A 24,824-nucleotide genomic window follows, 5' to 3' on the forward strand; every position below is an offset into this window, starting at 1 on the left:
CGAACCACATAATCTACTTAGGAAGCGTTACTCCGCGCTGTCCCTGGTACTTACCCTTGTAAACCACGGGAGGCCCCTCTATCCTGTAAAAGGCAACGTGCGCGAACCTCATTCCCTTCTTGAGGACTATGGGGAACGCCCCGCCGTGGATCTCTATTGTGAGTTCTCCCTCAAAGCCGGCGTCTATAAGCGTCGGGGGTATTGAGACGCCCAGTCTCGCGAACGTGCTGCGAACCCCGATAAGCCCAGCCACATCTTCAGGCATTTTAACGTACTCGAGTGTTGTGACGAGGACTTTCATGTAGGGCTGTAAAACGAATGTGTCAGCCTTAAAGACCTTGTAGTAGTCCGAGATATTGACCTCTTTAAGCCTGTCAGGGTCGAGAGGCTCTGGATTATTCAGCAGGACTGCAACCTCCTCACCTATCCTAAGGTCGACGCCGTTCTCCCGCACGATCTCTTCTGAAAAAGGCTCGATGACAAGCTTACCCTCTTTTATCAGACGCCTGATCTCGGCTCCCGAGAGCATGATCATAAAAACCCCAAGCGGCCTTTTTTTCCCTATCGTTTAGCTTTAGCGTACTCGCAAATATCTCTGAGAGGGCACACCTCGCACCTGGGGTTTCTAGCTTTGCAGATCTCTCGCCCCAACTTGATTAAAAGCAGGTGCGCCTCCAGCCTCCTTTCAGGCCTAAAGACCTTGTGTAGGTCTATCTTTATTCGAGAGTACGCGTTTGACCGCGTAAGCCCCAGCCTCCGCGCTACCCTCTTAACGTGTGTGTCGACAGGGACTACTGGGAAGCTAGTATTAGCCAGAAGAACATCTATGGTTTTATCTCCGATGCCCTTTATCTTGCTTAGCTCTTCCCTCACCTCCTTCTCACCCTTCTCCAGCAGGCGCTCGAGACTCCCTCCGTAGTTTTCGACCAAGAGCTTTGAGAGCGAGACGATCGCCTCAGCTTTCTGTCGTTGGAGGCCCGCAGGGGATATCACTCGGGCGAGTTCCTCGACGTCAACCTTTGAGAGTGTAAGAGGGCTGACCCCAACCTCTTCTTCGAGTCTTTGAAGAGCCCTGAAGGTGTTCTTCTCCGTGGTGTTCTGGGATAGTATCGTAGCTATGAGCACCTTGAAGGTGTTCTTCTCTTGAGCGGCTTTGAGTGCGGCAAACTCATCACTGCTTATTCTAAGTTCTCTGCCGAGCCTGTGGAGTATAAGGTCACCTAACTCGTAGCTTTCATGCACGTTGCTAGGTTAAGGTGAAAGCGTTAAAAGTGCGTTGTTTCGGAGACACACTTGTGAAGCTCAGCCTACTGATCGCAAACGATGACGGCATCAGCACTGGTCTAAGGGCACTTGCCAACGCGGCCGCCGAGAGAGGTCACGACGTGTTTATCGCGACGACGAGCAACCACTCTAGCGGAGCCAGTAAGTCTATCTCGTTTAAAGCTAGGTACAGGCTCACCAGGCTCTTCGACAAGTACGATGCCCTGGTTGCGGACTCAACTCCGGCAACAGCTGTCGGCATAGCCCTTGACTCTCTTGGCAGGAAATTCAATTTCGTGATTAGCGGCGTGAACAGCGGCCCCAACATCGGCTTGTGGGATGTCCTATCCTCAGGAACCGTGGGGGCTGTGCTAGAGGGGGTTACACGTGGTTACAAGGGGATTGCTGTTTCGCTAGTTGCCCGGGACTGGTCTGAGTACCAGAGCCTAGGGTACGAGGCCTACTATACTGCTGCAAGGTTAGCTATCAATTTACTCGAGCTTCTCGCCGACGAACCGTGGGAAGCCCCACTGCTTAACTTGAACGTCCCAACGTGGACTCTAAGAGGAGTTCAAGTCGCGACACTTGAGACCGCTTCTCAATTCGAGGTGTATAAGTGTCGGGAAGGGCTCTGCGATATGAGCAGGTGGACGTTGGAGAGCGCCTATAGGTGCGCTACACCGAACAGCGACGTATGCCTTATCAAACAGGGTTTTGCCACGTTGACCCCTCTTACCTTCGCTGTGACAGGCCCGATGGACTGGCTTGTGAAAAAGCTGGGAAAACGGGAAGCCACTTTTAGCTGGATCACCTAGCCTCTAGCTCTCTGAGCCTTGCTGACTCCCTACCGCTACTTCGAGTCGCCTTTACATGGCTACTTCTTCCTTCATCGTAGCACCTCTAGGTATTCATGGACGCCCGGTTTTAGGGCGAGTCGTTTTGCCCACCTGCTTTTAGCCGCGTAGCTGAAGCGTACCTCTTCTCTTTAATGCAAGCTTACAGGAGTAGACTCGCCACTAAAAATACCCGCTCCCGAAACCCGCCGTCACAAAAGTTTAAAGATATGATGGAGGTTTATCGCGGGATGAAGATGACCGAGAAAGCCAATGTAGTAGTAGTGGGTGGCGGTCCTGCAGGCATGACCGCCGCCTCAAGGGTAAAGAGGTTTAGGCCCGACTGGAGGGTTGTTGTCTTCGAGAGGAGCAAGTATGTGAGCTACGCTCCATGCGGTATTCCGTACTTTCTCGGGGGACTCGCCAAGAGCGTCGAGGAGCTGGTTCACTACCCTGTGAGAGTCTTCACCGAGGAGAGGGGCATCGAAGTTCACACCGAAGCGGAAGTCGTGGAGGCGGGCGAGGGATACGTTAGAGCCCGCTTCAAGGACGGAACCGAGAGAACCTACGAGTGGGATAAGCTTCTAATAGCTACTGGAGCGCGGCCTCGGGTACCACGGATTCCCGGGACCGAGCTGACGGGTGTCCTAACTCTTAGAACCCTCGAAAGCGCCGAGGAGGCCAAACGTGCATTGTCTCAAGCTGAAAGAGTCGCGGTTGTTGGTGCTGGATACATCGGCTTAGAGCTAGCTGACAACCTCGTGAGAATCGGCAAGAAGGTGATCTTGATCGAGCTTCTACCTCACGTTATGCCTACCCTCGACCACGACATGGCTGCGCTGGTTGAGAATGAGCTTGTGAGAAACGGTGTAGAGCTCCACCTTAATGAAACGGTAAAGGAGGTGACCGGCAACGGGAAAGTTGAGAAGATAGTTACCGATAAAGGCGAGTACAGAGTCGACGCCGTCTTCTTCGCCACAGGTGTTGCCCCCGAAACAGCGCTGGCAGAGATGCTTGGGGTGAAGAAGGGCATCACAGGCGCCGTGAGCGTGGACGCCTCGATGTCCACAAACAAGGAGGGTGTTTACGCCGCCGGGGACGTCGCCGAGACAGTAAACCTCGTAACAGGGAAGCCTGACTGGTTTCCGCTAGCCCCCGTTGCGAACAAGATGGGTTACGTCGCGGGCGCGTCGCTGGCCGGGTTGAAAGAGACCTTTCCGGGGGCAGTGGGAACTGCCGTCACAAAGGTCTTCGGACTAGAAGTGGGGAGAACAGGGCTAACCGAGGAGCGGGCCGTAAAAGAGGGCTTTAAACCTGTGTCCGCGACAATAACAGCTAACACGAGAGCCAGTTATTATCCCGGTTCAACTCGAATGACAGTTAAGCTCATAGCAGACGGCTCTACGGGGCAGCTCCTGGGAGCGCATGTAGTAGGAGGGGATGGCGTTCTGGCGAGGATAAACGCGCTTTCTGTGCTCGTCGCGAAGAGGGCAACGGTCAGAGAGGTGTTCTTCAGTGATCTCGCATATGCTCCTCCCTTCGCCCCAGTCTGGGACCCCGTAATCGTGGCTGCTCGAGTTCTTCTCGGGAAGCTTGCGCAGAGCTAAACCTCTCCTTTCTCTCTGCTAGGACGTAAGCGTACCCTCCCTTCACGAGAATTACCGACCCAGCCACTGCCAGCAAACTGGAGACCGCAACCTGTGCGTCGAGAGCTTGCTGGTTGTACCGCGCGAAGTACAGTGTGATCTCGACTGTAGAAGTGCAGGCTTTACACCCAGACTTGACGCTTACGAGCACTGGACTGCTGTTGAGGTAAACAGTGCCTGATGCGGTCCTAGCGGCGTCCTGTATGAGGAGTTTCCCCGTTTCCTGGTGCCCTTCATCGTAGAAGGTGAGCGTCAGGTTTACGAAGCGATCTCCCGTGTACGTCAAGTTGAATAAAGCCTTCTGTGAGAGGCCTGTTGGGAGGGGGTAAGTTTCTTCGTGATCTAGAGGCAAGCTGACCGTTATGGGTATTTTCTCGCGTGGTGAAAGCTGATAGCCAATACTGGCGGCCAAGATCGCACCTACGGCTAAAAGGACAAAGCCTATGATAATCAGCTTTACTGAAAAAGCTCGGGTGACCCGAGTTTCCGGCTGCATTCATTATCACCAAAAGAATGGGGTCATAAAAACGTTGTACTAGTGTCGTCTACACTGCCGCTCTTCTAACTCCTATTTTCACTCTGACATCTCCGATCTCCCACTCCTGCACTAGCTCACCCTCTACCTCATCCTCCTCTGCGAGTCTGAGCGAGAGGGACCTAGACTCAGTTTTCAAGTACTCTTTGAAGTCGCTCAAGATCCCCACGTACTCTTCCGGAGCGTAAATGGTCACGTCAATGTACTCGTTAACGGCAAGCCCAAGCTGCTTTCTCATGAACTGTATTCTCCTGAGAACGTCGCGCGCAAATCCCTCCGCTAACTCCCTCTCACTCAACGTTAGGTCTAGCACGACATAGCCCCAGCTCAAGCTTTCTCCATCGAACCCCGCTTTCCAGCCCTCACTTACGTTAACCATCTCGCGCGTGATCCGGTAGGTCTTGCCGTTGTGCTCAATCTCGGCGTAGCCTTTTTCCACCAGCGAAGTCGCTATTTCGGCTTCTCTTTTAGCAAGGAGGTCTAGCACAATGTTTGTCTCCGACTTGAACAGGGGGCCTATGGTGCGGTAGACGGGTTCGATCTTCAAGACCTTGAAGTCTTTAACGGTGGAGGAGTCGGCGACAACAACCCTCTTGACGTTCACTTGAGAGGTTATCACGTGCTCCATCGTTTTCGCTGCCTTTGAAACCCGCGCGTCGTCGGTAAGTATGTACAGAGCTGGGAGAGGTTGCCGTATCTTAACACCCCTGCGCATCCTTATAGCAAGCGCTCTCTCGACTATCTCGCGGGCTACCTCCATCTCTTTCTCCAGCTCTTCGTTTATGAACTCGAGCCGAACCTCCGGCCATGGAAGCGCATGAACACTGGGCGCCTCGCCTTCCTGTCTGAACGATTCAAGGTATATTTTCTCTGTGGTGAAGGGGATGATCGGGGCCGCTACCCTCAGGAGCCTCTCGAGCACATAACTGAGGGTCGCGTAAGCTGTGATCTTAGACTCCTCCTCCTCTTCGACCCAAACACGAGGGCGAATGAGCCGAATGTACCAGTGGCTCAGGTCTTCTACTACGAAGTCTCTGAGGAGCCTAGCCGCTCGGTGAAGGTTCAGGCTCTCGAAAGCTTTCCTGGTCTCGTCTACAAGCCTTTCGAAGCGGGAAAGAAGCCACAGATCCTCAACGCGGAGCCTTCCCAACAGGCTATCTATGGGGTGCTCTTCTGGGTCGAACTTGTCAATGCTCATGTAAAGGCTGGCGAAGTAGTAGACGTTCCAGAAGATGTTTAGGTCTGAGTACACCTCCTCCAGCCCCTTCCACGAGAACCTCAGGTCTTCCCATGTCGTGTTCCTGAGAACAAACCAACGGAAAACATCCCTGCTACCATACTTGTATTCAAGGATCTGTTTAGGCTCAACGTAGTTGCCGAGCGACTTGTGCATCTCCCGCCCCTGCTCATCCAGGGCAAACCCGTGCATCAGCACTCTGCGGTAAGGCGACTGGTCGAATGCTATTATACCACTCCTGAGAAGCGAGAAGAACCAGCCGGCTATCTGGTCGTGCCCCTCGATTATGAGGTCCACAGGCCAGAGAGCTTTAAGCATCTCCTCGTTTCTCGGAAACCCCAGTGACGCGTAGAAGGCGACGCCCGAGTCAAGCCACACGTCCAGCACGTCAGGAACACGCCTCATGACCCCCCCGCATTTCGGGCATTTTAGCGTAACTTGGTCGATCCAAGGCCTGTGCAGGTCGGGAAGCTTAACCCCCCCTGCCAGCTCTTCAAGCTCCCGCTTGGAGCCAACGACCACTCTCTCGCCGCACTTCTCGCAAACCCATATCGGTGCCGGCGTCCCCCAGTACCTCTGCCTCGATATAATCCAGTCGCGAAGACCAGCAAGCCAGTTCTTGAACCTCGCGTACCCAGCCCACCCCGGAACCCATTCCACCTTCTCCGCCTCCTCTAGCATCCTGTCCTTGAGGTGAGTTACTCGTATGAACCACTGCTTGGTTCCGCGAAGTATAAGGGGGGTTTTGCAGCGCCAGCAAATGGGGTACCTGTGCTTCAGCGTCCCAGCGTGCAGCAGGAACCCCTTCTTATCCAGGTCTTCTATGATGACTTTGTTAGCCTCGCGTACCGGCAGGCCTGCGTACTTGCCCGCCCCTTCAGTCAATCTCCCCTTCTCGTCCACGAGGACGACGACTGGTAAAGAGTACCTTTGAGCAACTATGAAATCCTCCTCCCCATGACCCGGTGCTGAGTGTACAAGCCCTGTACCCTCCTCGGCCGACACGAACTCGCTCGAAAGAACTATTCTATGGACATCTACCAGGCTCCGCTGAGCATCAACCTCCTCCAAGAGGGGGTGCTCGTACTCGAGCCCCTCGAGCTCTCGGCCCTTGACAGCCTCCACGACCCTGTACTCCTTAATGCCGGCATCCTCCATGACCTTGTCGAGCCTCTTCCTCGCCACGAGGATCTCCCCCCCGCCGATGTCAACCCACACGTACTCTAAGTCAGGATTAGCCATTACAGCAACGTTAGCCGGCAGCGTCCACGGCGTTGTGGTCCAAATGACTATGAAGCGTCTCTTGTCTCCCTTCAACGGGAACTTTACGTAGATCGATGGATCCTCCAGCTCTGTGTACTCCGTGACTTCATAGTCGGCAAGCGTAGTCTCGCAGCGGGGGCACCAGTGAACGACCTTCAGCCCGTAGTCCAGCAAGCCCTTTTCGTGAGCTTTCTTCACGAGCCACCATGCACCTTCGATGTAGTCGTCGTCCATCGTCCTGTACGGATTTTCCCACCTCATCGAGACGCCAAAGTCCCAGAAGTACCTGCTCATCGACTCAATGTTCTCTAGGACGAACCTCTTACACTCACCGATGAACCTGTCAACCCCGAAGTCCTCGATGTCCTTCTTCGTCTTAAAACCGAGCCTTTTCTCAATCTGAACCTCTATCGGCAGCCCGTGGCAATCGTAGCCAGGTTGGTCGTGGACAGCATAGCCTAGGGCTCTGTAGAACCTTATAACGGCGTCCTTCAGCACTTTGTTCCAAAGCGTTCCAACGTGGGGTACACCGCTGGAAGCGTACGGGGGGCCGTCCAGGAAGTAGAACTTCTCTCTACCCTTTGACGCTTCTCGTATCAGGTCGTAGATCCTCTCTTTCTCCCAGTACTCTAGAACATCTACTTCGTACCTCTTAGGGTTAAACTCCTGGGGTAGCTGCCTAACTACGGGCATACGAACACCTCAAGGGTGGGCCGCAATTTAAGGCTAGTGGGTGCTAAAAGGCGAAATCTCGAGCAAGCTAAATTAAGCGTTTTTACGGAATTTGGCGGGGCATTCTCACCCACCCTTTAGGAGTGTCGCTCGCAACTGGTTTATTTGCTTTTCTTTCGCTTCTCTTTTATGAGCCACATCGAGAGGAAGTAGAGCCCCAGAAAAGGCAGACCCAAGGCAAGGGTGCTGGTGGGTGTTGGGTCTGGCGTCAATACAACGAGTAGCGCCACTGTTAGGAAGAAGACATAGCGCCAATTGTTCCTTAGGGTTTCGTAGCTGATGACCCCGATTTTGCTCAGGGTGAGCACGAAGACGGGAAACATGAAAAAGACTCCCACTGCGACTGACCCTAGGAAGACGTTCTGGTAGAAGTCCTGGATTGAGAATAGAGGCGCGGCCCCCCCAAGCTGAGCCAACCACAGTGCAATCAGGAAGGTTAAGGGCATCACCACATAGAGGCCGTAAACCACCCCTGATACAAACAGGAGAAGGATCACTACCAGATAGCGCTTGACCACCCTCTTCTCGTGAGGGTACAGCCCAGGCTCGATGAACCTGTAGATAAAGTAGGCTACAACCGGGCTTAGAACGACGATGCCTACTAGCGCAGAGGTTATTACTGCTGCTGTCAGCGAGTCAAACCACCCATGGGAAATCAAGATAACACTAGACGAGTTAACTCTCAGAGTCTTGGCGAGAGGTTGAAACACGAGGTTGCTCTCATACGATAGGACTATTCCCCTAATCTGGTCCATCAGGTAGAATGTTAGGGGTACGTACCGCTCCGGTAAGAGGTGCGGCGTCGGTAGAAGGAGTAGGGCCAGCATAAAGGCTACTATGGTGAGCAGGATTTTCCTGATGGTCTCGAGTAGGTCGTAAACATGCTCCATGAGGGGTTTTTCCGGTAGCTCGGACATCGCCGCCCTAAAAGAGTAAGGATAGATTTATATTAAGCTCGCCGAAAAGAATTGCGGTGCAAAAGCATGCCCAAGTTTAAGGTCACTATCGACAGGGATCAGTGCATCAGCGACATGGCTTGCGTGAGTCTTTGCCCCGAGGTTTTCGAGATGAACGAGGAGGATGGAAAGAGCCAGATCGTAGCTAAGTACAGGGTCGGCGGCAACCCAGGCGAGGGAGAGGTCCCCGCTGAGCTAGAAGAGTGCGTGAAAAGCGCAGCCGAGGCGTGCCCTGTCTCGATAATTCACGTTACGAAAATCGAGTAGGTTTTGAAAGAGTAAGCATACTCTTTCTCCTCGAAAACGCTTCTACCCTTGGCAACTTCGATCTCCCTTTGGACACGATTGTTAACGATGTAAGTTATCAAGGCGATGAGCAGACTGATGAGGAGCACGATCAGCGAGAAGTTGCTCTGCCTTACGTTACCGGATGCTTTCGCAGCGCTGTCATTTTGCTGAACCCAGTCCTGGACGCCTGTGAACCCGAACCTCCTGAAGAGGGGTGCTAGGTTGCTCCCCGCTGCCGCGCTCATCACGGACACGATGTCGTTCGTCGTCTTCACAGATCCATGGGACCTTATAGCTGCGAAGAGCCGGGCGATGTAGCTCTTGCCTCCGAAGGAGGAGGAGACATTGTACACTATATAAAAGCTTGCTAGGTAAGCGTCTCCTACGAGGTTCGGGTCTGCTGGCCATACCTGAATGAAGGAGAAGTTGCCGGACGTATACTCGTAGAGAGCGGATGAAGCGTTGAGCAACTCCTCGGCGTAGTCGGACACATTAACTCCTATCTCCTGTGCGACCACTATCGAAAGGTACTGTGCGAGCCCCTCGTGGAACCACCTAGTCTGGGCGTTTGCCTCTACGCCAGCCTTCCCCAGGAAGACGTGGACCATCTCGTGTATGACCGTCGTCTCCAGGTATCCTGGAGCGTACCTGATCAAGGCCAAGTTAAGCATTATCGGTCCCCTACCCCCTGCGTTAATGTCCTCGCCCATGACAAACCCTAGGGCGCTGATACCTCCCATGCTCTCCATGGGAAGGTACAGCTCGAAAGTCACCTGATCAGCAGTCACTCCCGTGAGGTTTCTGAGCTTCCCATAGGCCTTCGATGCGACATCGAGAATCTTCTCGGATAAGCTACGGTAGTAGACAGGTGATACCACGGTCAACACCGTTTCTCCTGTCAGCGAGAAGTTAGCAGTTTGCACCCGCCCGGCAGTCCGGTACTCGATAACCACTCTCCCAGGGATGAGCTGCTGCGCGCCCGGTGATAGACGGTAGACTCTGTAGCCGGCTCCCTCGAGCCTGATCATCCGAGGAGACTCGAGAGTCACCGACGCTAAGTTAGGTATCCGAACGCTCACTTCGATCTCTAAGGGAGGGCTTGCGACAAGCATGGGGCTCATGAACCACCCTTGGTTGTCCGAGAGAAGACTTGCGTAGGGGAACTTGTAGCAAACCGATAGCGTGGAAGTACCGTTGTCCCCCGGCACTAGTTCTAGAGTCGAGTTGTAGTAGAAGTAGGCGGACGAGGGTTTATCCTCTATGCGGTAGTTCCCGTAGCTAGAACACACGCTGTAGTTTTCGAACTTGGGAAGAGTGAATGAGAAAGAAGCCCTACCTGCGGCTCTGAAAACTATAGTTACCGTAGCGTTCCCGTTGTCTTCAACGTCGATGTACACCTTCACCTGAGGTGTGCCTTGCGCCTCAACAGGTGTAGCCCTTGAGAAAGCCGAAAGAGTGAGTGCCATAACGAGTAGCAGGGTTAAACTACGCTTGAACTCCTCCCTCATAGCTAAGGTATCCCGCTTTACGCCCCACTATGCCGCCTTATATTCCTCATGCTCTTTTCGTCCAGGATGAGAACCAAGCTTTTTTGCTGTTATCTGCAGCATTAACCCCAGTGCTTCCTGTCTCATCACGGTTTTTACAGTTTTCGAAGAGCTGACGCCACGATTTTTCACTGAGCGGCAACAAAGGCAGGCGTAGAAAAGGATATCTCCAGGTAGCGTTGAATCGTCGCGGTAGTTAGCCGTGACCGGGCACAACTTGACTATAAACTGTGAGAAAGCCTTACTCTTCTCGGACATCCACTGCAGAACAGGCGGTGTCTGCGACCCTTTGATGAAGCTTTTAAAAGTTGCTAGCAAGGAAAGCATCGATTGCTTGATCATCCTCGGAGACCTGTTTGACGACCTGCACGAGCGTATGGATTCCATGACGCTGAAGCGGGAAATGCTTCAACTCGGCTTTAAGGAGTACAGAGGCAGGCACATTCTCTACACACCGAGCTCCTCATCACACGACCCAATCGTGGGTAAAAGCGAGTTTGAGCTCAACGGGGTCAAAGTCTACGTAGACAAAGTAATCAAAGCGAGCCTAGGTGACCTGAACCTTTGCCTGACTCACGGAGATATGCTTGTCCCCAACGGTGCTGTAGCGTACGCTATCAACGCCATCTCGGCCCTTGCTGGGAAGAGCCTGCTCCTAGAGGAGCTGACAAAGCGGAGAATCTGCAGCAGTAGCGCATGGTTTTTCATGGGACACACTCACATACCGGGACTAGACCCCGCACGGAGACTGGGAAACCCCGGTTCGTGGCGCAGAGAGTGGAGGGGGCGTGTACCTTACTGGAGAAGGCCCTCGAACAGCGCAATCCTCTACGAGGGCAAACGTTTTAGGCTGGTTTTTCTCTAGTACTTTCGATGGGCTACTACCACCCCTTGTCCAAAAAACCCTACCACATCCTAGCAAAGCCGGGCGAGATTGCCCGGAAGGTCGTCGTCGCTGGCGACCCTAAGCGCGTCGAGAAAGCGGCACAGCTGCTGGAGAACCCTCGCGTCGTCAACGAAAACAGAGGATTCCTCACGATCACGGGTGAGTACAAAGGGGTCCAGATCACGCTTGCTGCTCATGGTATCGGTGCGCCTTCCGCGGCTATAGTCTTCGAGGAGCTCTACATGCTCGGTGCCAGAGAAATCGTGAGAGCTGGCACCTGCGGCTCTCTTAAAAAAGAGCTCGGGGTTGGAACAATCGTCGTTATCGAGGCTTCAGCTTATACCTACGGCGGCACGCTGGGATCCTACTTTCCTGGAGTCTCCTACCCTGCTTGCGCGTCACCGGAACTCGTCTTAGCGCTAGAAAAAGCCGCTGAAAAGCTCGGAGTGAGGCATGCACGCGGAATAGCCCTCTCCCACGACGCCTTCCACACCGTAGAGAAGAGAGCGCAAGAGTGGGGCGCTATGGGCGTAGACGTCCTGGAAATGGAGTCCGCGACGCTCTTCGCTCTCGGCAGGCTCAGAGGCTTCAAGTCTGGGGCACTTGCTTTAGTAGTGGACAACATGGTTACTGGTGAGGAGCTTTCCGGAGGCAGAGACGAGCTCGAGCTCAAAATGACCCAGGTGGCTCTGGAGGCGCTCGTGGCGTGACTCGCTCGCCTGATGAGCGATGGCTCACCCTACGCCGGAAGGCTCTTGAGCAGCTGGAACTACACAAAAAGGAAGGACGCGTTGACGCCGACATCCTGTGGCTCTTGGACATCGTGAACTCCACGGAGAGCTACTACACTACGAGTAGCTGTAGCGGCCGGATACAGGTAATAGCGGGGCAGCATCCTGGCGAGAAGGGTAGATTGAGGGTGCTGGCTAAGTGGCACAGGCCCATCGCCCCTGAGGAGCTACTGCTTGTTTTGAACGCTACAAGCGAGGAGAATGTATGGTTCTCAATCCACCCGCCCATAATGCACATTGTGGCCCGAGATATACCCTCGGCTAGACGACTGCTCATTGCTGCCAGAAACTCCGGTTTTAAGCACAGTGGCATACAGGGCTTGGGTAAAAGAATAGTCGTGGAGATAATGTCCATGGAGAAGCTGGAAGCACCGCTGAGGCTTAAAGGCCTGGACATAGTAAGTCCAGAAAGATACCCTTTGCTTGTCGATGCCGCGAACGAGTTGCTACTACGCGGGAAGAGCAGGCTGGGGAAGCTCGCAGAAGCATTTAAGAAGACTTTTTAAACCCAGTGCGGTAGCGCCTAGAAGGCTTCTGTTTCCAAGTTTTTAGCTTAAAGTTACGAGTGCAGTGGGATGAACCTGCATACCTTGCAACCGCATCTATTCATGCTGCTCTCGAGCCCGACTATCTCGTCGCTGTAAGCTTTAACGTAAAGCACATCGGTGCACAGACCCTCGGTCGTGTGGAGGTGCAACCTGCTCCGAATAGCTTCTTTCCTGCGCTCAATCTCAGAATCTATGAGACTGCCGCGTCGAGGTTCGTAGCTGATAATAAGCACCCCCTCGCACTCGTGAGGGGCCGTGAAGTGAAACTTCTCGTCGAGGAAACTTCTAACAGCCATGTTTACGATATGAGACCTGTTTGTCCCCATGACGTTAGCGAGCCTTTCGACGTCGCTCGCCAGATCACTTTCAAGGCTAACCCCGAACCTAACCTTGCAGCGCTTCACCCCTTCCCACCTCGTGCGAGCGCGACGAGGTAGACTGCGAAGAGCGTAAGACCAAACGCGGCGGATGGGGCTATGTCGAGCGCTAAAGCGACCATAAGTCCGATAACCCCGGAAAGCACGGAGACCGCTATGCTAATCCACAGCACGTCCCCCGAGTTTCGGGCGATCGAGACCGCGATGGCTGATGGTAGTAGCAGGACCACGTGCTCCAGCACGAAGCCTACCACTCTCAGAAGCCCCACGCTCGCGACGGTGAGCAGCGCCACAACCGCGTAGTCGTGTAGCCTAACATTCAAGCCTATAAGCATCGCGTAGTCCCTGTCAACCCCTATCAGGACCTCCTTCCTGTAGAGTACAAGGCTGAGAGCCGCTACAGCGGCCGAGACCGCGAGCGCGTAAGCCACATCACTCCAAGTCGAGAGCAGGGGGTCGCCCAGAATGTACGACCAAAGGCTGACTTGAGCGGGGAACTTGGTCAAAATGTAGTACATCGCGGCGACGCTCGCCGAGGTTGTGAAGGCCACGAAAACCGATGTGGCTATGTTCTCGTCTACACCTCTCTGAACCAGGTACATCTGCAGAAACGATAGCGGCACGCTGATCACTATAGCGAGGGTTGTCGGGTCAACCCCCGTGATCGCTGAAAGCATGTACCCTAAGGCTATTGAGAGGAGAGAAGCGTGCGGAAGGGCTGAAGCAAAGAAGTTCAGCTTTCTCACCGTTACGATCGGGCTAAGTGAGCTGAAAGCAATCGACGTTGAGGCGATGAGGATAATCCAGCGCGGGTCCAAGTACATATAAATCACCTACGCTATCACGTGCAAGCACTTCTCGATAAGCAGCACACCGTCTCCGTAAGCCTTTCGGAGCATATCAAGCTTGAAGATGTCTCGAGGCGAGCCTACAGCCTTTATGCCGCGGTTGAACACTATGATGTACCTGCTAAGGTTGATCGTGAGAACTGGGTCGTGGGTCGTTAAGAGCACCATCTTTTCTCTGGAGATCCTTTGAATAAAGGATAAAATATCTTCCCTAGCCCTTGGATCCACCCCTGAGAACGGTTCATCTAGAAGAAGGATCGGAGTGTCTCTGGCCAAAGCCCTGGCTATGAGAATCCGCTGCAACTGCCCCCCGCTGAGATCGCTGAGCCTTTTATCCGCGAACTCCTCAGCTTTCACTGCCTTTAAGTACTCTCCAGCTCTGCTTCTACATTCGCGATCCTTGCACCTTCTCTCTGACCTCAGCGTAGCCTCGATCAGCTCTCTGCCGGTTATCGGGTAACCATACTCGATATTCGAGATTTGAGGAACATAACTCATGAAACGCCCAGCAGCTAGCGGGTTTCCCGTGACCTCTGATCCGTTAACGAGAATCTTGCCCTCCACCGGCTTGAGAAGACCCATGAGAACCTTGAAGAAGGTAGTCTTGCCCGCGCCATTTGGCCCTAGCACGGTTATTAAGCCAGCACCGCTCACTGAAAAGTTCTCCTTTGTTAAGATGTACTCCGAATTGTAGGCAAACGTAAGGTCTACTACACGTAGCTCTACTTCCTTGTGCACGTTAAAACCACCAAGCTTAAATAATCGTGCACATATAAGTAGTTTATGCCGGGGTGATTACCCTAATGTGCACAAACCAGGTAAAGTCGAAGAGTGATAGTGCACGAAATAAAACGTTACTCGCCGTTTCCGCAATACTTGCGCTTACCGTGGTAGCCATCTTTGCAGTTTATCTTCTTGCTCCCAAACAGCCTCCTCAAAGTAAAACGGGGATAGTTGTTGCTGTTACGTTTTACTCTCTTAAGCCTGACCTCGACCAGCTAGTCTGTAGCGGCGACTCCGTCTTCTCGGTAACCCCCTCGGGCGTGGATCCCCACGAGTACCAGTTGACCCCAAGTGACGTTGCTAAGCTGCGGGACGCTGACATCATCGTCTCAACTGCTCATACTCCTTTCGAGACGCAGATAAGGGATCTCGTCAGCAGAGGCGAGATAAAAGCTGTTCTAATCGAAATCCCGAGCATTCCCGGCGTAAGCATCAAGTTGAACCCTGCGACGGGACAGCCGAACTACCATTGGCCGATATACGACCCCGAGAACTACAAGATCTACATGGTCTACGTGGAAAAGAAGCTTGAGACGCTTAGACCGGAGTGTGCTGAAACATACAGGTCGAACCTCAAAAACCTCATAGAGAAGGTGAGCACAATCGAGAACGCTACTAGAAAGCTGAACTTTTGCGCCGTAGCTACTTCTCCGCCAGCGCAGTACGCTGTTGAGTGGGCTGGCATCAGGGTCAAGTACCTTCTTGTAAAGGAAGAGGACCTGCCTGCCACTCCCGAAGACCTGGCAAGAACAGAGAGTAGCCTCAGCAGTGGCGAGTGCAAGCTTATAGTAGTAGTGGGGTCAACCTCCACGCAGGTTGCTCAGAAAGCTCTAGAGCTCGCTGCCCGTCACAGCGTGCCATACATAGCAATTCCAGATCCCATTGCTCCCGACAGCACTCTCAACAAAATTTTCAAGGTATCCCAGGAGTTAACTAAATTACCCCCATCTGGCTAGAACTTCTTGGCGGTGAAAATGTCCTCCAGTCCAAAGAAGCTTGATGACACGGCTGTAAGCATCCTGAAAGCTCTAGCAACATTTACGCAGCCGGCATCCTGCAAAGAAATAGCCGAGAAAGCGGGTCTAGACGTTAGAAAAGTCACTGGGAAGATCCGAGGTCTAGTTAATCAGGGCTTGGTTGAGAAAGCCGGGGAAGGTAAGTACAGAATAACCGACAAAGGCAGGGAGGCAATAAAAGCCTAAGCGTCCTAAGTTGAGAAAGAACTTTTTTTATCTTTGTGCCTTTTAGAGCTCTGGGATGAAGACCGCTGGAACTGCTGATGCGTGATGTAGGCTAGGACACCTGACCCCGTTAACCTGCGTAGCGATTAAATGGTTAAATAGGAGGGATGCTACGCTAGCTTATGCAAAGCAACCAGTCAAAGAACATCGGGGTACTCTGGTACACCGAGTGGCTTAGCCCGCTCGAGGCGCACATCCACGGCATAGAGGAGTTACTATACGACGGTCGGACGAAGTACCAGAGAGTAACCATCGCGAAAACGGGGTCCTTCGGGGTGGCTCTTTTCCTAGACGGATATGCGCAGAGCACAGAGTACGACGAGTTCATCTATCACGAGAGCCTAGTTCACCCAGCAATGCTCACGCATCCCAATCCGAGGAAAGTACTCGTCGTGGGAGGGGGTGAAGGCGCGACTATCAGGGAGGTTCTGAAGCACAAGACAGTGGAACGCGTGGTGATGGTTGACATTGACGGAGGGCTCGTCGAGCTAGCGAAGAAGTACCTTTGCAAATGGCATCAGGGCTCTTTCGACGACCCTAGAGTGGAGCTAGTGATAGCAGACGGAAAAGAGTTCATCGAGAACACTAGCGAGAAGTTCGACGTTGTAATACTTGACCTCACGGATCCTCTTAAAAACACCCCCGGTGTCCTACTTTACACGAAGGAGTTCTATGAAGGCGTAAAGAAAATACTGAACGCGCAGGGCGTTATGGTCACGCAGGCTACCTCTACGAGGTACTACCTCGAAGCATTCGCAGTTATAGGCAACACCGTTGGCGCCGTCTTTCCCGTCTCCCGCCTCTACAAGGTATTCGTCCCAGCATTCTACAGCGAGTGGGGCTTTGCCCTCGGATCAATGGGGCGCGACCCGCTCAGTATCCCAAGGAGTGAGCTTCAGGAGAGGCTCAGCAGGCTCGATCTCCGCTTCTTGGACATGGATAACTACTACCACTTATTCAAAATCCCCCGCTACATGGAAGAGCGGATGAAAGAGTACACGTGGATATCGACGATTGACAGACCCCTCGAAATAAGCCTCGGTTAGAAGCGAGCCCTGGCGAGCAAACGCCAGTAGCTGACTTTCTGCGCTCTATCCTGTGCGCCTCTCTCTCTTCTCTCAGCGGGTGATGCCGCACCTTCCACATCCCGGACCCGGTAAAGGCTCTCCTCCTCTAGTAGGCGAGTAGTGTACGTTCCATCCACAAAGCGTGGGTGCTGGAGGACGTTTACTAGGAACGAGCGGTTGTGTTTAACGCCTTCGATCACGAGCTCCTTCAGCGCCCTCACCAGCCTGCTCCGCGCAGCCTCGCGATTCTGCCCCCAGGAGACGATTTTCATCAGAAGAGGGTCGTAAAACTCCGGAACGGTGTAGCCCTCGTAGACGCCGCTGTCGACTCTGACCCAGGGTCCTGCGGGTAGTTCCAGACGGGATATTCTCCCCGGGGAGGGCATAAAGTTGCTCCATGGATCCTCTGCGTAGATGCGCGCCTCTATAGCGTGGCCGCTGTAGTTGAGCGATGATAAAGCTGATGAAAGCTGCTCGCCTGCGGCTATGAGTATCTGTTGCTCAACGATGTCGACGCCGGTGATCATCTCCGTGACGGGGTGCTCTACCTGTATTCTGGTGTTAACTTCGAGGAGGTAGAACTTCCTTTCGTCTAGGTCGAAGAGAAACTCGAACGTCCCAGCGTTCACATAATGGCAACTTTCGGCAGCTTTAACGGCCAGCTTTAACACCTCCTTTCTCTCCTCGGAGGTGATGGAAGGGGATGGGGCCTCCTCAATTACCTTCTGGAACCTCCTTTGAACGCTACACTCCCTTTCAAAAAGGTGTACTATTTTTCCGTGTTCGTCACCTAGGATCTGAACCTCGATGTGCTTAGCTCTGGGGAAGTACTTCTCGAGGTAAACCTCGCTTCTACTGAACGAGGCTGAAGCCAACCTAGAGGCTTTCTCAACTTTATCCCTCAGATCGCTAGGAGAACTTGCGACGAACATCCCGATACCCCCTCCACCTCCCGCTGGCTTCACGACTACGGGATACCCTAGCTCCTCTGCGGCCTCCGGAGCCTCCTCTAGGCTGACGGGCTCAAGCGTCCCGGGAACCACCGGGATCCCGCTGCCGGCGAAAAGCCTTCTAGATGATAGTTTGTCACCAGCCAGCTTTAAAACGCTTGGAGGAGGACCTATCCATGTGAGGCCGCTCTCCACAACCTCCTGAGCGAATTGAGCGTTTTGCGAGAGAAAACCGTAGCCGGGGTGGATAGCCTCAGCTCCGAGGCTCAGAGCAGCTTGCAGTATGGCTTTGGAGTTCAGGTAGCTGAGCTTAGGCTCGGGGGGACCTAAGCGGACTCTTTCATCGGCGAGCCTTGTATGAAGCGCATCTCTATCCGCGTCGCTGTACACTGCGACAGTTTTGATCCCCATGTCTTTCGCTGTTCGAATTATTCTGACGGCAATTTCCCCCCTGTTAGCCACCAGTATCTTGCTGAAAACACCCCCCATTTAGCGCCGACCAGTAGTACTAACGCCAAAGAACATAAATGCGTTCTGGGTAGTCACCTCATCGACCTCCTCAAAGCTCATCCCTCTCAGCTCGGCCACCTCCTCGATGACTGCTCTAACGTTCAGGGGAGTGTTCACGCCCCCGCTCGGGGACAGGAAAGGAGCATCTGTCTCCGTCAGGATGCGCTCGAGAGGAAAGCTCTTAGCTATCTTGCGCATATTCTTGGTGTCCCTAATTTTGTAATTGACGGAGAAGTAGAAACCCGTGTCCAGAGCCTTTTTTGCCGCAGTCATGTTTCCGGTAAAGGAGTGCATCAACACCTTTTCTTCAAGCTTGAAGCTAGAAAGCATCTCGACGACCTCCTCTTCGGCTTTCCGGCTATGAATTACAACCGGTTTTCTAATCTTCTCAGCCAGCTCAAGCATTTCCAGGAAAACTTTCCTCGATCGAGAGTACTCTTCCTCATCTTTAACCCAGAACCTGTCGAGGCCTATTTCCCCAATCCCTACTATCGCCCCAGTATTGCGCTTCACAAGTTCCTTGTAGAGCTCGATCTCATCATCGCTCATTTCAAGTACTTGTACTGGGTGAAGCCCCATGGTTACGAACACCAGCCCTTGGTACCGCTGGCTCAAGCTCAGCGCCTCGAGCGCGTCCTCGAAATCCCTCTTTTTCTCCTTATCGAAGGGGAACGCGGAGGTCACTATGCCCCTCATCTGTCCTTTCGCTTCCTCCAGCACCTTTGGTAACAGCTCTCTAAGACCAGGGTATGTCAGGTGGCAGTGAGCGTCGAACACTTGTCGAAGTTCGCAGGAAAGCCTTATATTCGTTTGCGAGCTGTGAGTCTTCGGGTTTTTAATGCTGTCAGTGGTAGCCCTGGAGTCAGAGACGAGGCGCCTGAGGGAGAGGCTGAGGGACTATATCCGCGAAGAGCTCTATGAGAAAGAGCCCTTCATCGAGGAGCTCGTGTACGCTCTTGAGGGCGGCAAAATGATCCGCGGGACACTCGCGCTCTTCGTAGGTAAGGCACTGGGCGGCGATGCTGAACCAGCGTTACCAATAGCCTTAGCCCTAGAGCTCATGCACTCGGCCAGCCTTATCCACGACGATATAATCGATAAGTCTGAGGTGCGGAGGGGCAGGGCCAGCTTCTGGAAACGCTACGGATTGGAGAGAGCCATCGTTTTCCCGCACGTGATGATGGCCACCGCGATAAAGTATGTTGCCAAAGCGGGTACGAGGGCTGTTATCGAGAGCATGGACGCGTGGTACAAAGCTGCTTTAGGGCAGCTGTGGGATATGGAGATACTAAAAGGGGTCGACCCGGGGGTTAGTTACTTGGACGTTATTTCATACAAGACGGGCGCGGTGTTCGAGGCTTCAGCAGTTTTACCTATCTATGCGATACAGCAAGGAGAGTCAGCAGTAGAATACGCCAGGGTTTATGGCCTCTCCCTTGGTCGGGCATACCAGATTCTAGACGACTTAGTTGACGTAGAGAAGGGTGTCCGCGACAGCGGGAGTGTAATACAGCTACTTAGAGAGTCGCAGGGAAATCATCTGGATTACGCTGAGAAAAAGTTTGTGGGTGAAGTGGACAGAGTTTTTGAGAGTGCGGCTCGGCTATCCAGCTCGCTCGCATACTTTGCTAGGTACTCGTTGGAACTATTCCTACGCGAGTGCTCTTGCCAAGCCAGGAGAATCCTAGGGGACAAACTGGAATCTAGGTGGCGTCATTGGGGGCTACCGGACTACCAATAGGGTTATGGTTTCAGGTGGAGCGCGTTCTAAACTACCTGTTTGATACGGCCATATACGAGCGGGCAAATACCGTGATGAGCCTGGGCGTGCACAGACTCCTCAGGAACATCGTTCTATCCTCCGTAGCCGGTAGGGTTCTAGATGTGGGTTGCGGGGACGGAGTGTACGTTCCTCAGCTTGTGCAGACTGCTGAGGAGGTTGTATGCATCGACCCAATAGCCACGAAGAACACGCACAATTATGCGAATTTCCACCGTGTAGTTGCAGCAGCAGAGTGCATACCCTTTAGAGCCAGGTCATTCGACTTCGCTATCGCGATGTTCAGCTTCCGTGACTTCATGGACAAAGCTCTAGGCATTTTTAACATGCGTAAAGCGTCGAGAAAAGGCGTCTTCATCCTCGACCTCTTCGCAATAAGCCGTTTCCTGCTACCAGCCGTCGTACTGTACTTTGGGTACATCGCCCCCATCTTGGGCTTCATCGTGAGCGGTGGTCGTCGAGGCAGGTGGGAGCTTTTGATCCCAACTCTTCAGCTAATGCCCAGGGCAGATTTTTTCACGAAACTCGGCGGGAAAGTGCTCATAAAGAAGGGACTAGGTTTAGTTGCAGTCATTTACATCCCACCTGAAACCCGCTGATTCTTAGCTAGGGATTTACGCTCAGCGTTTAAGGAGCCTGTACTCCAGATACAACCTCTCTTCTCTGATCAGTGTTTTGTTGCTTCCTATGGTAAAAGTGAAAAGAAAAGGTAAATCACCGCACGGGAATCTAAAAGACAAAAATATTTATATATAGATGTAGATAGAAAAAAGTTCTAGCGATACGATATGGCTGAAGACAAGGGTCCCACGGTAGCTGAATCGCTAAGGGTAAATACGGTGATAAAACTTTACACGCTAATACTGCTGGCTGAGGGCGAGAAGCACGGCTATGAGCTCATGAGGCTTCTCGAGAAGATGCTCGGCGTCCAAGTAGGGCCTTCGCAGGTTTACCCGTACCTGAAGAAACTAGAGGAAGCAGGCTTCGTGGAATCGCGCGAGGTTGGCTCTAGAGATAAGAAAATTTACAAACTGACACCAGCTGGCATCGAGTTCGTCCGAGATATCCTAGAGCGCTCCCTCACGGTCATCCAGACAGCAGTAAAAGTACTTGGCCGTGAGAAAGTCTGCCTTCCATAACCTTTGCGCCTAAAACCGCTGAAGCTCCTAGGCTCCCTATTTCTACCTAACGAAAAACACACGTTAAAGTGTGGCTCTTTTGACGCATCAACATTGTAGTTCTAATCATCGGATGTTTAGAAAGTATCAATTTCACCCCGTGGAGCTTAAAGTAGACAGCATGGATACTTTATAGTGTGCATCCAGAGACAAGACGCACCTAGAAATAGCTAAGAGAACGGAGGGTAAAAGCTTAAGAGACATGTTGATGTAGCGACGGAACGATGTTTAAGGTTGCGGTTATCGGCTTGGGCCCTGCCGGCGCGGCAGCTCTAAGAAGGTTAAGCGAGCTGGGCGTCGAGGCTATAGGCATAGAGAGGAAGCATGCCCTTGAGAGCCCTACAGTGTGCGGGGAGTTTTTACCGGAGCCGGAGGCCATTCAGTTCATCAGCCATAAGCCTTCAGTAAGGATGGCTTTCAACTACATCAGCCTTGCCAGAAAGCTGAACGCCTTTGATGAAATCCGCCTCAACATTGAGGGTGTAAGGTTATTCAGAATGGCAGTTCCAGGTTTTACTGTTAGCAGGCGGGAACTGGTCGAGAAGCTCGTTGAAAGAGCGAACTATGTTTTAGGTGACGACGTTGTATGCATTAGGAGACTGCAGAATCGCTACGTCATCAAGACTCGTCGAGGCAAAGTTCTCGAAAGCGAATACATCATCGCTGCCGACGGATATCCTTCGCTCACGCGCAGGCTGCTCGGATGCGCTTCAAAGCTCGAAGCTAAAGATCTGGCAATCGGGGTGAACATGAAGATGCGGACACCCAACATGAGTAAGAGAGTTGTCTACATGCATGCCTCTCCTCAGACACCGGGCGGCTACGCCTGGATAATCCCTTACGAGGGCGAATTCTCTAACGTAGGCATAGGAATCCGCTACAGCTACGTGAAGGCAGGCACAAACCCTATACTTCTTCTGAAGAGGTTCGTCGAGCTTAACCCTGAAGGCTTCCTGGATTCCGCCTCCAGCATCGAGACACCAAGGTCTAGGTGGATACCGGTTTCAGGATTCTACGCGCCCCCCGTATGCGAAAAGGTGCTTTTTGCCGGAGACTCTCTCGGCGCAACAAACCCCATAAACGGAGGCGGCATATTTACGTCGATGGCCCTCGGCATACTGGCTGCGGAGGCCGTTTGGCTGGAGAAGCCAGAAGTCTACGCTGAGAGGGCTTGGAGCGAGGTCGGAAGCATACTGAGCGTTGGAAGGAAGTACAGGAAAATGGTCGACTTTGTCTTTGACCACTGGCAATTTTCAAGGCTGCTAAAGCTAGCCCCAGCCGGCCTCATAACGAAGATAATTAAGGGCGAAAAAACCGCTCTTTACTACTTCCTCGGCTCTTAGAAGAGGAAACCGAATCTCTGATCCACTTCGTTCGGGTCCAGTTTCTCGTATGCCTCTGTCGTTCCGAGGTCGAACCAAAAAGCACTCGTTAAGTATCCTCCAACCCTAAGCCTTCGCTCTATCAAAACCCTGATGAGATCTCCCATGATGTCAATATCCCTCTTAGTCTCTGCGATCTCGTGTAGCACGTCAAGAGCTTTTCTACGAAGAGCGACAACACCTATAGTGACCGGTTTTCCGAGAGGGGGCTTTTCGACCATCCGCACAACCTCTTCGCCATCAAGCTCGGCAACGCCGACCGCGACCCTATAGTTCGGCGAGAGGGCGAGTGTAGATATGAACCCTCTCTCGTCGTGGAACCTAAGCATCTCAGAGAGATTAATGTCGCTCAGGATGTCACCGTAGTAAACGAGTATATTTTCAGCGTCGTCCAAAGCTCCCTTTAGGTAAGCATTGTAGAGAGCGCCGCCGTTGCCGCCGAACTCGGGGTTGTCCCAGACGTAGGATATTTTGACGCTGTACCTTTCCCCATCGTTGAAGTAGTTCACGATCTGCTGTCCTTTGTAGCCTATGAGCATCACGATGTTGTTTATGCCGTGGTACTTCATCAGTCGCACAATGTACTCGAGAAGCGGTTTCTGCTGAGAGCCTATAGGGATCATGGCTTTCTGGAAGTAGTAAGTTAGCGGCCTGAGCCTTTTACCTTCACCCCCGCAGAGAATCACGCCTACAGTGTTTTGGGTCAAGCTGACACCGATTACCTGTTTTTCGAAAAAGTATATGAATTTACTCTTTATCCTCGTTTCTAAGAAAACATCCTGGTTAATAACACACGGTAAAAGCCACAACAGTTAAGTCAGTAAGTTGATAATACAAAATGTGCCTTCAACGCAGTGCGTCTGGGAAGAGGACTTTGATATAGTGCGTGCTAAAGCTAGGTGGGTTCTCGACTCGCGCGCAAACCCTACAGTCGAAACAGAAGTATATACTCTCGGCGGCGGTTCTGGGAGAGCGATCGTTCCGTCTGGCGCCTCTACGGGTACTCACGAGGCGTTAGAGCTACGAGACGGTGGGAAAGATTTCCACGGCAAGGGAGTTACCAGAGCTGTCGAGAACGTTAACACCGTCATTGCTAGGGAAATCGTAGGGATGGATGCTAGAAAGCAGGAAGACATAGACAGGAGGCTGATAGAGCTGGACGGAACTCCCAATAAGTCGAGATTGGGTGCGAATTCCATACTTTCCGTCTCCCTCGCGGTGGCGCACGCCGCTGCCAGCACTTACGGTATGCCGCTCTACCTGTACTTAGGGGGCCTTCAAGCCCACCTTCTACCTGTCCCCCTCATGAACATCATAAATGGGGGGAAGCACGCCGGTAACGAGCTCAGGATCCAGGAGTTCATGATCGCTCCTGTAGGGGCGAAGTCCTTCGCCGAGGCGCTCAAGATGGGTAGTGAAGTGTACCACGCGCTTAGGAGCATCCTGAGGGAGCGCTACGGAGCCCACGCGGTAAACGTGGGGGATGAGGGTGGCTTCGCGCCTCCCATGAGGGAGTCGAGGGAGGCTTTAAGGGCTCTAGTAGACGCCATAAAGCTCGCCGGGTATGAGCCCGGGAGGGACGTTGCTTTAGCGCTGGACGCGGCGGCCTCCGAGTTCTACGACGAGAAGAGAGGCACCTACTTCTTGGATGGAAGAGAGTTCAGCCGTGAGCAGCTCATTAAGTACTACGCAGAGCTTGTCGGCGAGTTTCCGGTAATATCGATCGAGGATCCTCTGCACGAGGATGATTTCGAGGGGTTTGCCATCGTTACCCGTGACTTAAAGGTTCAGATAGTGGGAGACGATCTTTTTGTCACTAACCCCTCAAGGCTCTCGAAAGGCATATCGCTCGGAGCCGCAAACGCTCTGCTCCTCAAGGTCAACCAGATCGGTACCCTTTCTGAGTCGCTTGAAGCGGCTAGGCTAGCTATGAACAACGACTACTCGGTGATAATTAGCCATCGAAGCGGTGAGAGCGAGGACACTACGATAGCTCACCTGTCTGTCGCCCTTAACACAGGGCAGATAAAGACCGGGGCTCCTGCGCGCGGGGAGAGAACGTCCAAGTACAACGAGCTCATAAGGATCGAGGAGGAGCTCGGGTCCCGTGCGAAGTACCCTGGCCTCTCAGCGTTCAAGCACTACAGGCTAAGTTCTCTCTGAGTCCAGGCAAAACGTTTTTA

27 protein-coding genes are annotated in these 24,824 nt (G+C 53.0%); 14 read left to right on the forward strand and 13 right to left on the reverse strand.

Annotation, left to right across the window (positions count from 1 at the left end):
- Window positions 1–13: 13 nt before the first annotated feature.
- Both dcd and ACNO7C_RS04925 read right to left on the reverse strand, forming a co-directional pair.
- Window positions 14–532: a dCTP deaminase gene (dcd, locus tag ACNO7C_RS04920; RefSeq protein ID WP_442786694.1), complete on the reverse strand. Its 519-nt coding sequence runs from the start codon at window positions 530–532 to the stop codon at window positions 14–16.
- 29 nt (window positions 533–561) lie between these two features.
- On the reverse strand, window positions 562–1,242 hold the full coding sequence (locus tag ACNO7C_RS04925; protein WP_460025837.1) for an endonuclease III domain-containing protein: 681 nt from the start codon (window positions 1,240–1,242) through the stop codon (window positions 562–564).
- Window positions 1,243–1,295: 53 nt separating this feature from the next.
- On the opposite strand from ACNO7C_RS04925, the gene ACNO7C_RS04930 reads away from it, so the two are divergent.
- Window positions 1,296–2,078, forward strand: a complete 783-nt coding sequence (locus tag ACNO7C_RS04930) for a 5'/3'-nucleotidase SurE (protein WP_460025838.1) — start codon at window positions 1,296–1,298, stop codon at window positions 2,076–2,078.
- A gap of 248 nt (window positions 2,079–2,326) precedes the next feature.
- Entirely contained in the window at window positions 2,327–3,703 is a 1,377-nt protein-coding gene (locus ACNO7C_RS04935) for an FAD-dependent oxidoreductase (RefSeq protein ID WP_460025839.1), read from the forward strand.
- On the opposite strand, the gene ACNO7C_RS04940 is transcribed toward ACNO7C_RS04935, so the two are convergent.
- From ACNO7C_RS04940 to tatC, 3 genes are all read right to left on the reverse strand, one after another.
- Window positions 3,609–4,154, reverse strand: coding sequence for a hypothetical protein (locus tag ACNO7C_RS04940; protein ID WP_460025840.1), 546 nt, complete (start codon window positions 4,152–4,154; stop codon window positions 3,609–3,611). The genes ACNO7C_RS04935 and ACNO7C_RS04940 overlap by 95 nt on opposite strands.
- Before the next feature lie 133 nt (window positions 4,155–4,287).
- On the reverse strand, window positions 4,288–7,470 hold the full coding sequence (gene ileS, locus ACNO7C_RS04945; RefSeq protein ID WP_460025841.1) for an isoleucine--tRNA ligase: 3,183 nt from the start codon (window positions 7,468–7,470) through the stop codon (window positions 4,288–4,290).
- A 140-nt stretch (window positions 7,471–7,610) separates the two neighbouring features.
- The gene (gene tatC / locus ACNO7C_RS04950; RefSeq protein ID WP_460025842.1) at window positions 7,611–8,426 is read right to left on the reverse strand and encodes a twin-arginine translocase subunit TatC; all 816 of its coding nucleotides are present in this window, start codon (window positions 8,424–8,426) and stop codon (window positions 7,611–7,613) included.
- Window positions 8,427–8,492: 66 nt separating this feature from the next.
- On the opposite strand from tatC, the gene ACNO7C_RS04955 reads away from it, so the two are divergent.
- Entirely contained in the window at window positions 8,493–8,732 is a 240-nt protein-coding gene (locus ACNO7C_RS04955) for a ferredoxin (protein ID WP_460025843.1), read from the forward strand.
- On the opposite strand, the gene ACNO7C_RS04960 is transcribed toward ACNO7C_RS04955, so the two are convergent.
- Complete coding sequence (locus ACNO7C_RS04960) at window positions 8,711–10,261, reverse strand: hypothetical protein (protein ID WP_460025844.1); 1,551 nt, start codon at window positions 10,259–10,261, stop codon at window positions 8,711–8,713. The two genes, ACNO7C_RS04955 and ACNO7C_RS04960, sit on opposite strands and share 22 nt — an antisense overlap.
- A gap of 27 nt (window positions 10,262–10,288) precedes the next feature.
- Complete coding sequence (locus ACNO7C_RS04965) at window positions 10,289–10,558, reverse strand: hypothetical protein (RefSeq protein ID WP_460025845.1); 270 nt, start codon at window positions 10,556–10,558, stop codon at window positions 10,289–10,291.
- 34 nt (window positions 10,559–10,592) lie between these two features.
- On the opposite strand from ACNO7C_RS04965, the gene ACNO7C_RS04970 reads away from it, so the two are divergent.
- The 3 genes from ACNO7C_RS04970 to ACNO7C_RS04980 are packed head-to-tail and all read left to right on the forward strand — an operon-like array spanning window position 10,593 to window position 12,483.
- A complete protein-coding gene (locus ACNO7C_RS04970; RefSeq protein ID WP_460025906.1) occupies window positions 10,593–11,165 on the forward strand; it encodes a hypothetical protein in 573 nt (190 codons plus the stop codon).
- 8 nt (window positions 11,166–11,173) lie between these two features.
- Window positions 11,174–11,896, forward strand: coding sequence for a purine-nucleoside phosphorylase (locus ACNO7C_RS04975; protein ID WP_460025846.1), 723 nt, complete (start codon window positions 11,174–11,176; stop codon window positions 11,894–11,896).
- Window positions 11,893–12,483 (forward strand): tRNA(Phe) 7-((3-amino-3-carboxypropyl)-4-demethylwyosine(37)-N(4))-methyltransferase, encoded by a 591-nt coding sequence (locus tag ACNO7C_RS04980; RefSeq protein ID WP_460025847.1) that lies wholly within the window; start codon window positions 11,893–11,895, stop codon window positions 12,481–12,483. Before ACNO7C_RS04975 ends, ACNO7C_RS04980 begins: the two co-directional genes overlap by 4 nt.
- Window positions 12,484–12,536: 53 nt before the next feature.
- On the opposite strand, the gene ACNO7C_RS04985 is transcribed toward ACNO7C_RS04980, so the two are convergent.
- From ACNO7C_RS04985 to ACNO7C_RS04995, 3 genes are read right to left on the reverse strand one after another with little or no spacing between them, the layout of a single operon-like run.
- Complete coding sequence (locus tag ACNO7C_RS04985; RefSeq protein ID WP_460025848.1) at window positions 12,537–12,929, reverse strand: CopG family ribbon-helix-helix protein; 393 nt, start codon at window positions 12,927–12,929, stop codon at window positions 12,537–12,539.
- On the reverse strand, window positions 12,926–13,726 hold the full coding sequence (locus ACNO7C_RS04990) for a metal ABC transporter permease (protein WP_460025849.1): 801 nt from the start codon (window positions 13,724–13,726) through the stop codon (window positions 12,926–12,928). The genes ACNO7C_RS04985 and ACNO7C_RS04990 overlap by 4 nt, the downstream gene beginning before the upstream one ends.
- Before the next feature lie 9 nt (window positions 13,727–13,735).
- The gene (locus ACNO7C_RS04995; RefSeq protein WP_460025850.1) at window positions 13,736–14,488 is read right to left on the reverse strand and encodes a metal ABC transporter ATP-binding protein; all 753 of its coding nucleotides are present in this window, start codon (window positions 14,486–14,488) and stop codon (window positions 13,736–13,738) included.
- A gap of 65 nt (window positions 14,489–14,553) precedes the next feature.
- On the opposite strand from ACNO7C_RS04995, the gene ACNO7C_RS05000 reads away from it, so the two are divergent.
- The 3 genes from ACNO7C_RS05000 to speE all read left to right on the forward strand — a co-directional run bounded on the left by ACNO7C_RS05000 (window position 14,554) and on the right by speE (window position 16,820).
- Entirely contained in the window at window positions 14,554–15,489 is a 936-nt protein-coding gene (locus ACNO7C_RS05000; protein WP_460025851.1) for a metal ABC transporter substrate-binding protein, read from the forward strand.
- Between the two features lie 18 nt (window positions 15,490–15,507).
- Complete coding sequence (locus tag ACNO7C_RS05005) at window positions 15,508–15,735, forward strand: winged helix-turn-helix domain-containing protein (RefSeq protein ID WP_460025852.1); 228 nt, start codon at window positions 15,508–15,510, stop codon at window positions 15,733–15,735.
- Between the two features lie 161 nt (window positions 15,736–15,896).
- On the forward strand, window positions 15,897–16,820 hold the full coding sequence (speE, locus tag ACNO7C_RS05010; RefSeq protein ID WP_460025853.1) for a polyamine aminopropyltransferase: 924 nt from the start codon (window positions 15,897–15,899) through the stop codon (window positions 16,818–16,820).
- Here speE and ACNO7C_RS05015 read toward each other — a convergent pair.
- Together ACNO7C_RS05015 and ACNO7C_RS05020 are read right to left on the reverse strand one after the other, a co-directional pair.
- Window positions 16,817–18,280: an acetyl-CoA carboxylase biotin carboxylase subunit gene (locus tag ACNO7C_RS05015; protein WP_460025854.1), complete on the reverse strand. Its 1,464-nt coding sequence runs from the start codon at window positions 18,278–18,280 to the stop codon at window positions 16,817–16,819. The genes speE and ACNO7C_RS05015 overlap by 4 nt on opposite strands.
- Entirely contained in the window at window positions 18,281–19,078 is a 798-nt protein-coding gene (locus ACNO7C_RS05020) for a TatD family hydrolase (RefSeq protein WP_460025855.1), read from the reverse strand. It abuts the gene before it with no gap.
- Window positions 19,079–19,139: 61 nt separating this feature from the next.
- Between ACNO7C_RS05020 and ACNO7C_RS05025 the strand changes: the two genes are divergently transcribed.
- From ACNO7C_RS05025 to ACNO7C_RS05040, 4 genes are all read left to right on the forward strand, one after another.
- A complete protein-coding gene (locus ACNO7C_RS05025) occupies window positions 19,140–20,042 on the forward strand; it encodes a polyprenyl synthetase family protein (protein ID WP_460025856.1) in 903 nt (300 codons plus the stop codon).
- 14 nt (window positions 20,043–20,056) lie between these two features.
- Window positions 20,057–20,680, forward strand: a complete 624-nt coding sequence (locus ACNO7C_RS05030; protein WP_460025857.1) for a class I SAM-dependent methyltransferase — start codon at window positions 20,057–20,059, stop codon at window positions 20,678–20,680.
- A gap of 189 nt (window positions 20,681–20,869) precedes the next feature.
- Window positions 20,870–21,220, forward strand: coding sequence for a PadR family transcriptional regulator (locus ACNO7C_RS05035; protein WP_460025858.1), 351 nt, complete (start codon window positions 20,870–20,872; stop codon window positions 21,218–21,220).
- 263 nt (window positions 21,221–21,483) lie between these two features.
- The gene (locus tag ACNO7C_RS05040) at window positions 21,484–22,602 is read left to right on the forward strand and encodes an NAD(P)/FAD-dependent oxidoreductase (RefSeq protein WP_460025859.1); all 1,119 of its coding nucleotides are present in this window, start codon (window positions 21,484–21,486) and stop codon (window positions 22,600–22,602) included.
- Here ACNO7C_RS05040 and ACNO7C_RS05045 read toward each other — a convergent pair.
- Window positions 22,599–23,348 carry a nucleotidyltransferase family protein gene (locus ACNO7C_RS05045; protein ID WP_460025860.1) on the reverse strand — a complete coding sequence of 250 codons (750 nt, stop codon included), beginning with the start codon at window positions 23,346–23,348 and terminating at the stop codon, window positions 22,599–22,601. The two genes, ACNO7C_RS05040 and ACNO7C_RS05045, sit on opposite strands and share 4 nt — an antisense overlap.
- 133 nt (window positions 23,349–23,481) lie before the next feature.
- Between ACNO7C_RS05045 and eno the strand changes: the two genes are divergently transcribed.
- Window positions 23,482–24,804 carry a phosphopyruvate hydratase gene (gene eno, locus ACNO7C_RS05050; RefSeq protein ID WP_460025861.1) on the forward strand — a complete coding sequence of 441 codons (1,323 nt, stop codon included), beginning with the start codon at window positions 23,482–23,484 and terminating at the stop codon, window positions 24,802–24,804.
- Window positions 24,805–24,824: the final 20 nt, after the last annotated feature.

The sequence above is a fragment of the Infirmifilum tikiterense genome, assembly GCF_054696565.1.

Coding starts and splice junctions, on each gene's coding strand:
- ACNO7C_RS04935 (WP_460025839.1), top strand. CDS start 2,327: ATGATGGAGGTTTATCGCGGGATGAAGATGACCGAGAAAGCCAATGTA.
- ileS (WP_460025841.1), bottom strand. CDS start 7,470: ATGCCCGTAGTTAGGCAGCTACCCCAGGAGTTTAACCCTAAGAGGTAC.
- tatC (WP_460025842.1), bottom strand. CDS start 8,426: ATGTCCGAGCTACCGGAAAAACCCCTCATGGAGCATGTTTACGACCTA.
- ACNO7C_RS04955 (WP_460025843.1), top strand. CDS start 8,493: ATGCCCAAGTTTAAGGTCACTATCGACAGGGATCAGTGCATCAGCGAC.
- ACNO7C_RS04960 (WP_460025844.1), bottom strand. CDS start 10,261: ATGAGGGAGGAGTTCAAGCGTAGTTTAACCCTGCTACTCGTTATGGCA.
- ACNO7C_RS04965 (WP_460025845.1), bottom strand. CDS start 10,558: ATGTCCGAGAAGAGTAAGGCTTTCTCACAGTTTATAGTCAAGTTGTGC.
- ACNO7C_RS04970 (WP_460025906.1), top strand. CDS start 10,593: ATGAAGCTTTTAAAAGTTGCTAGCAAGGAAAGCATCGATTGCTTGATC.
- ACNO7C_RS04975 (WP_460025846.1), top strand. CDS start 11,174: ATGGGCTACTACCACCCCTTGTCCAAAAAACCCTACCACATCCTAGCA.
- ACNO7C_RS04990 (WP_460025849.1), bottom strand. CDS start 13,726: ATGTACTTGGACCCGCGCTGGATTATCCTCATCGCCTCAACGTCGATT.
- ACNO7C_RS05000 (WP_460025851.1), top strand. CDS start 14,554: ATGTGCACAAACCAGGTAAAGTCGAAGAGTGATAGTGCACGAAATAAA.
- ACNO7C_RS05005 (WP_460025852.1), top strand. CDS start 15,508: ATGTCCTCCAGTCCAAAGAAGCTTGATGACACGGCTGTAAGCATCCTG.
- speE (WP_460025853.1), top strand. CDS start 15,897: ATGCAAAGCAACCAGTCAAAGAACATCGGGGTACTCTGGTACACCGAG.
- ACNO7C_RS05015 (WP_460025854.1), bottom strand. CDS start 18,280: ATGGGGGGTGTTTTCAGCAAGATACTGGTGGCTAACAGGGGGGAAATT.
- ACNO7C_RS05025 (WP_460025856.1), top strand. CDS start 19,140: ATGCTGTCAGTGGTAGCCCTGGAGTCAGAGACGAGGCGCCTGAGGGAG.
- ACNO7C_RS05035 (WP_460025858.1), top strand. CDS start 20,870: ATGGCTGAAGACAAGGGTCCCACGGTAGCTGAATCGCTAAGGGTAAAT.
- ACNO7C_RS05040 (WP_460025859.1), top strand. CDS start 21,484: ATGTTTAAGGTTGCGGTTATCGGCTTGGGCCCTGCCGGCGCGGCAGCT.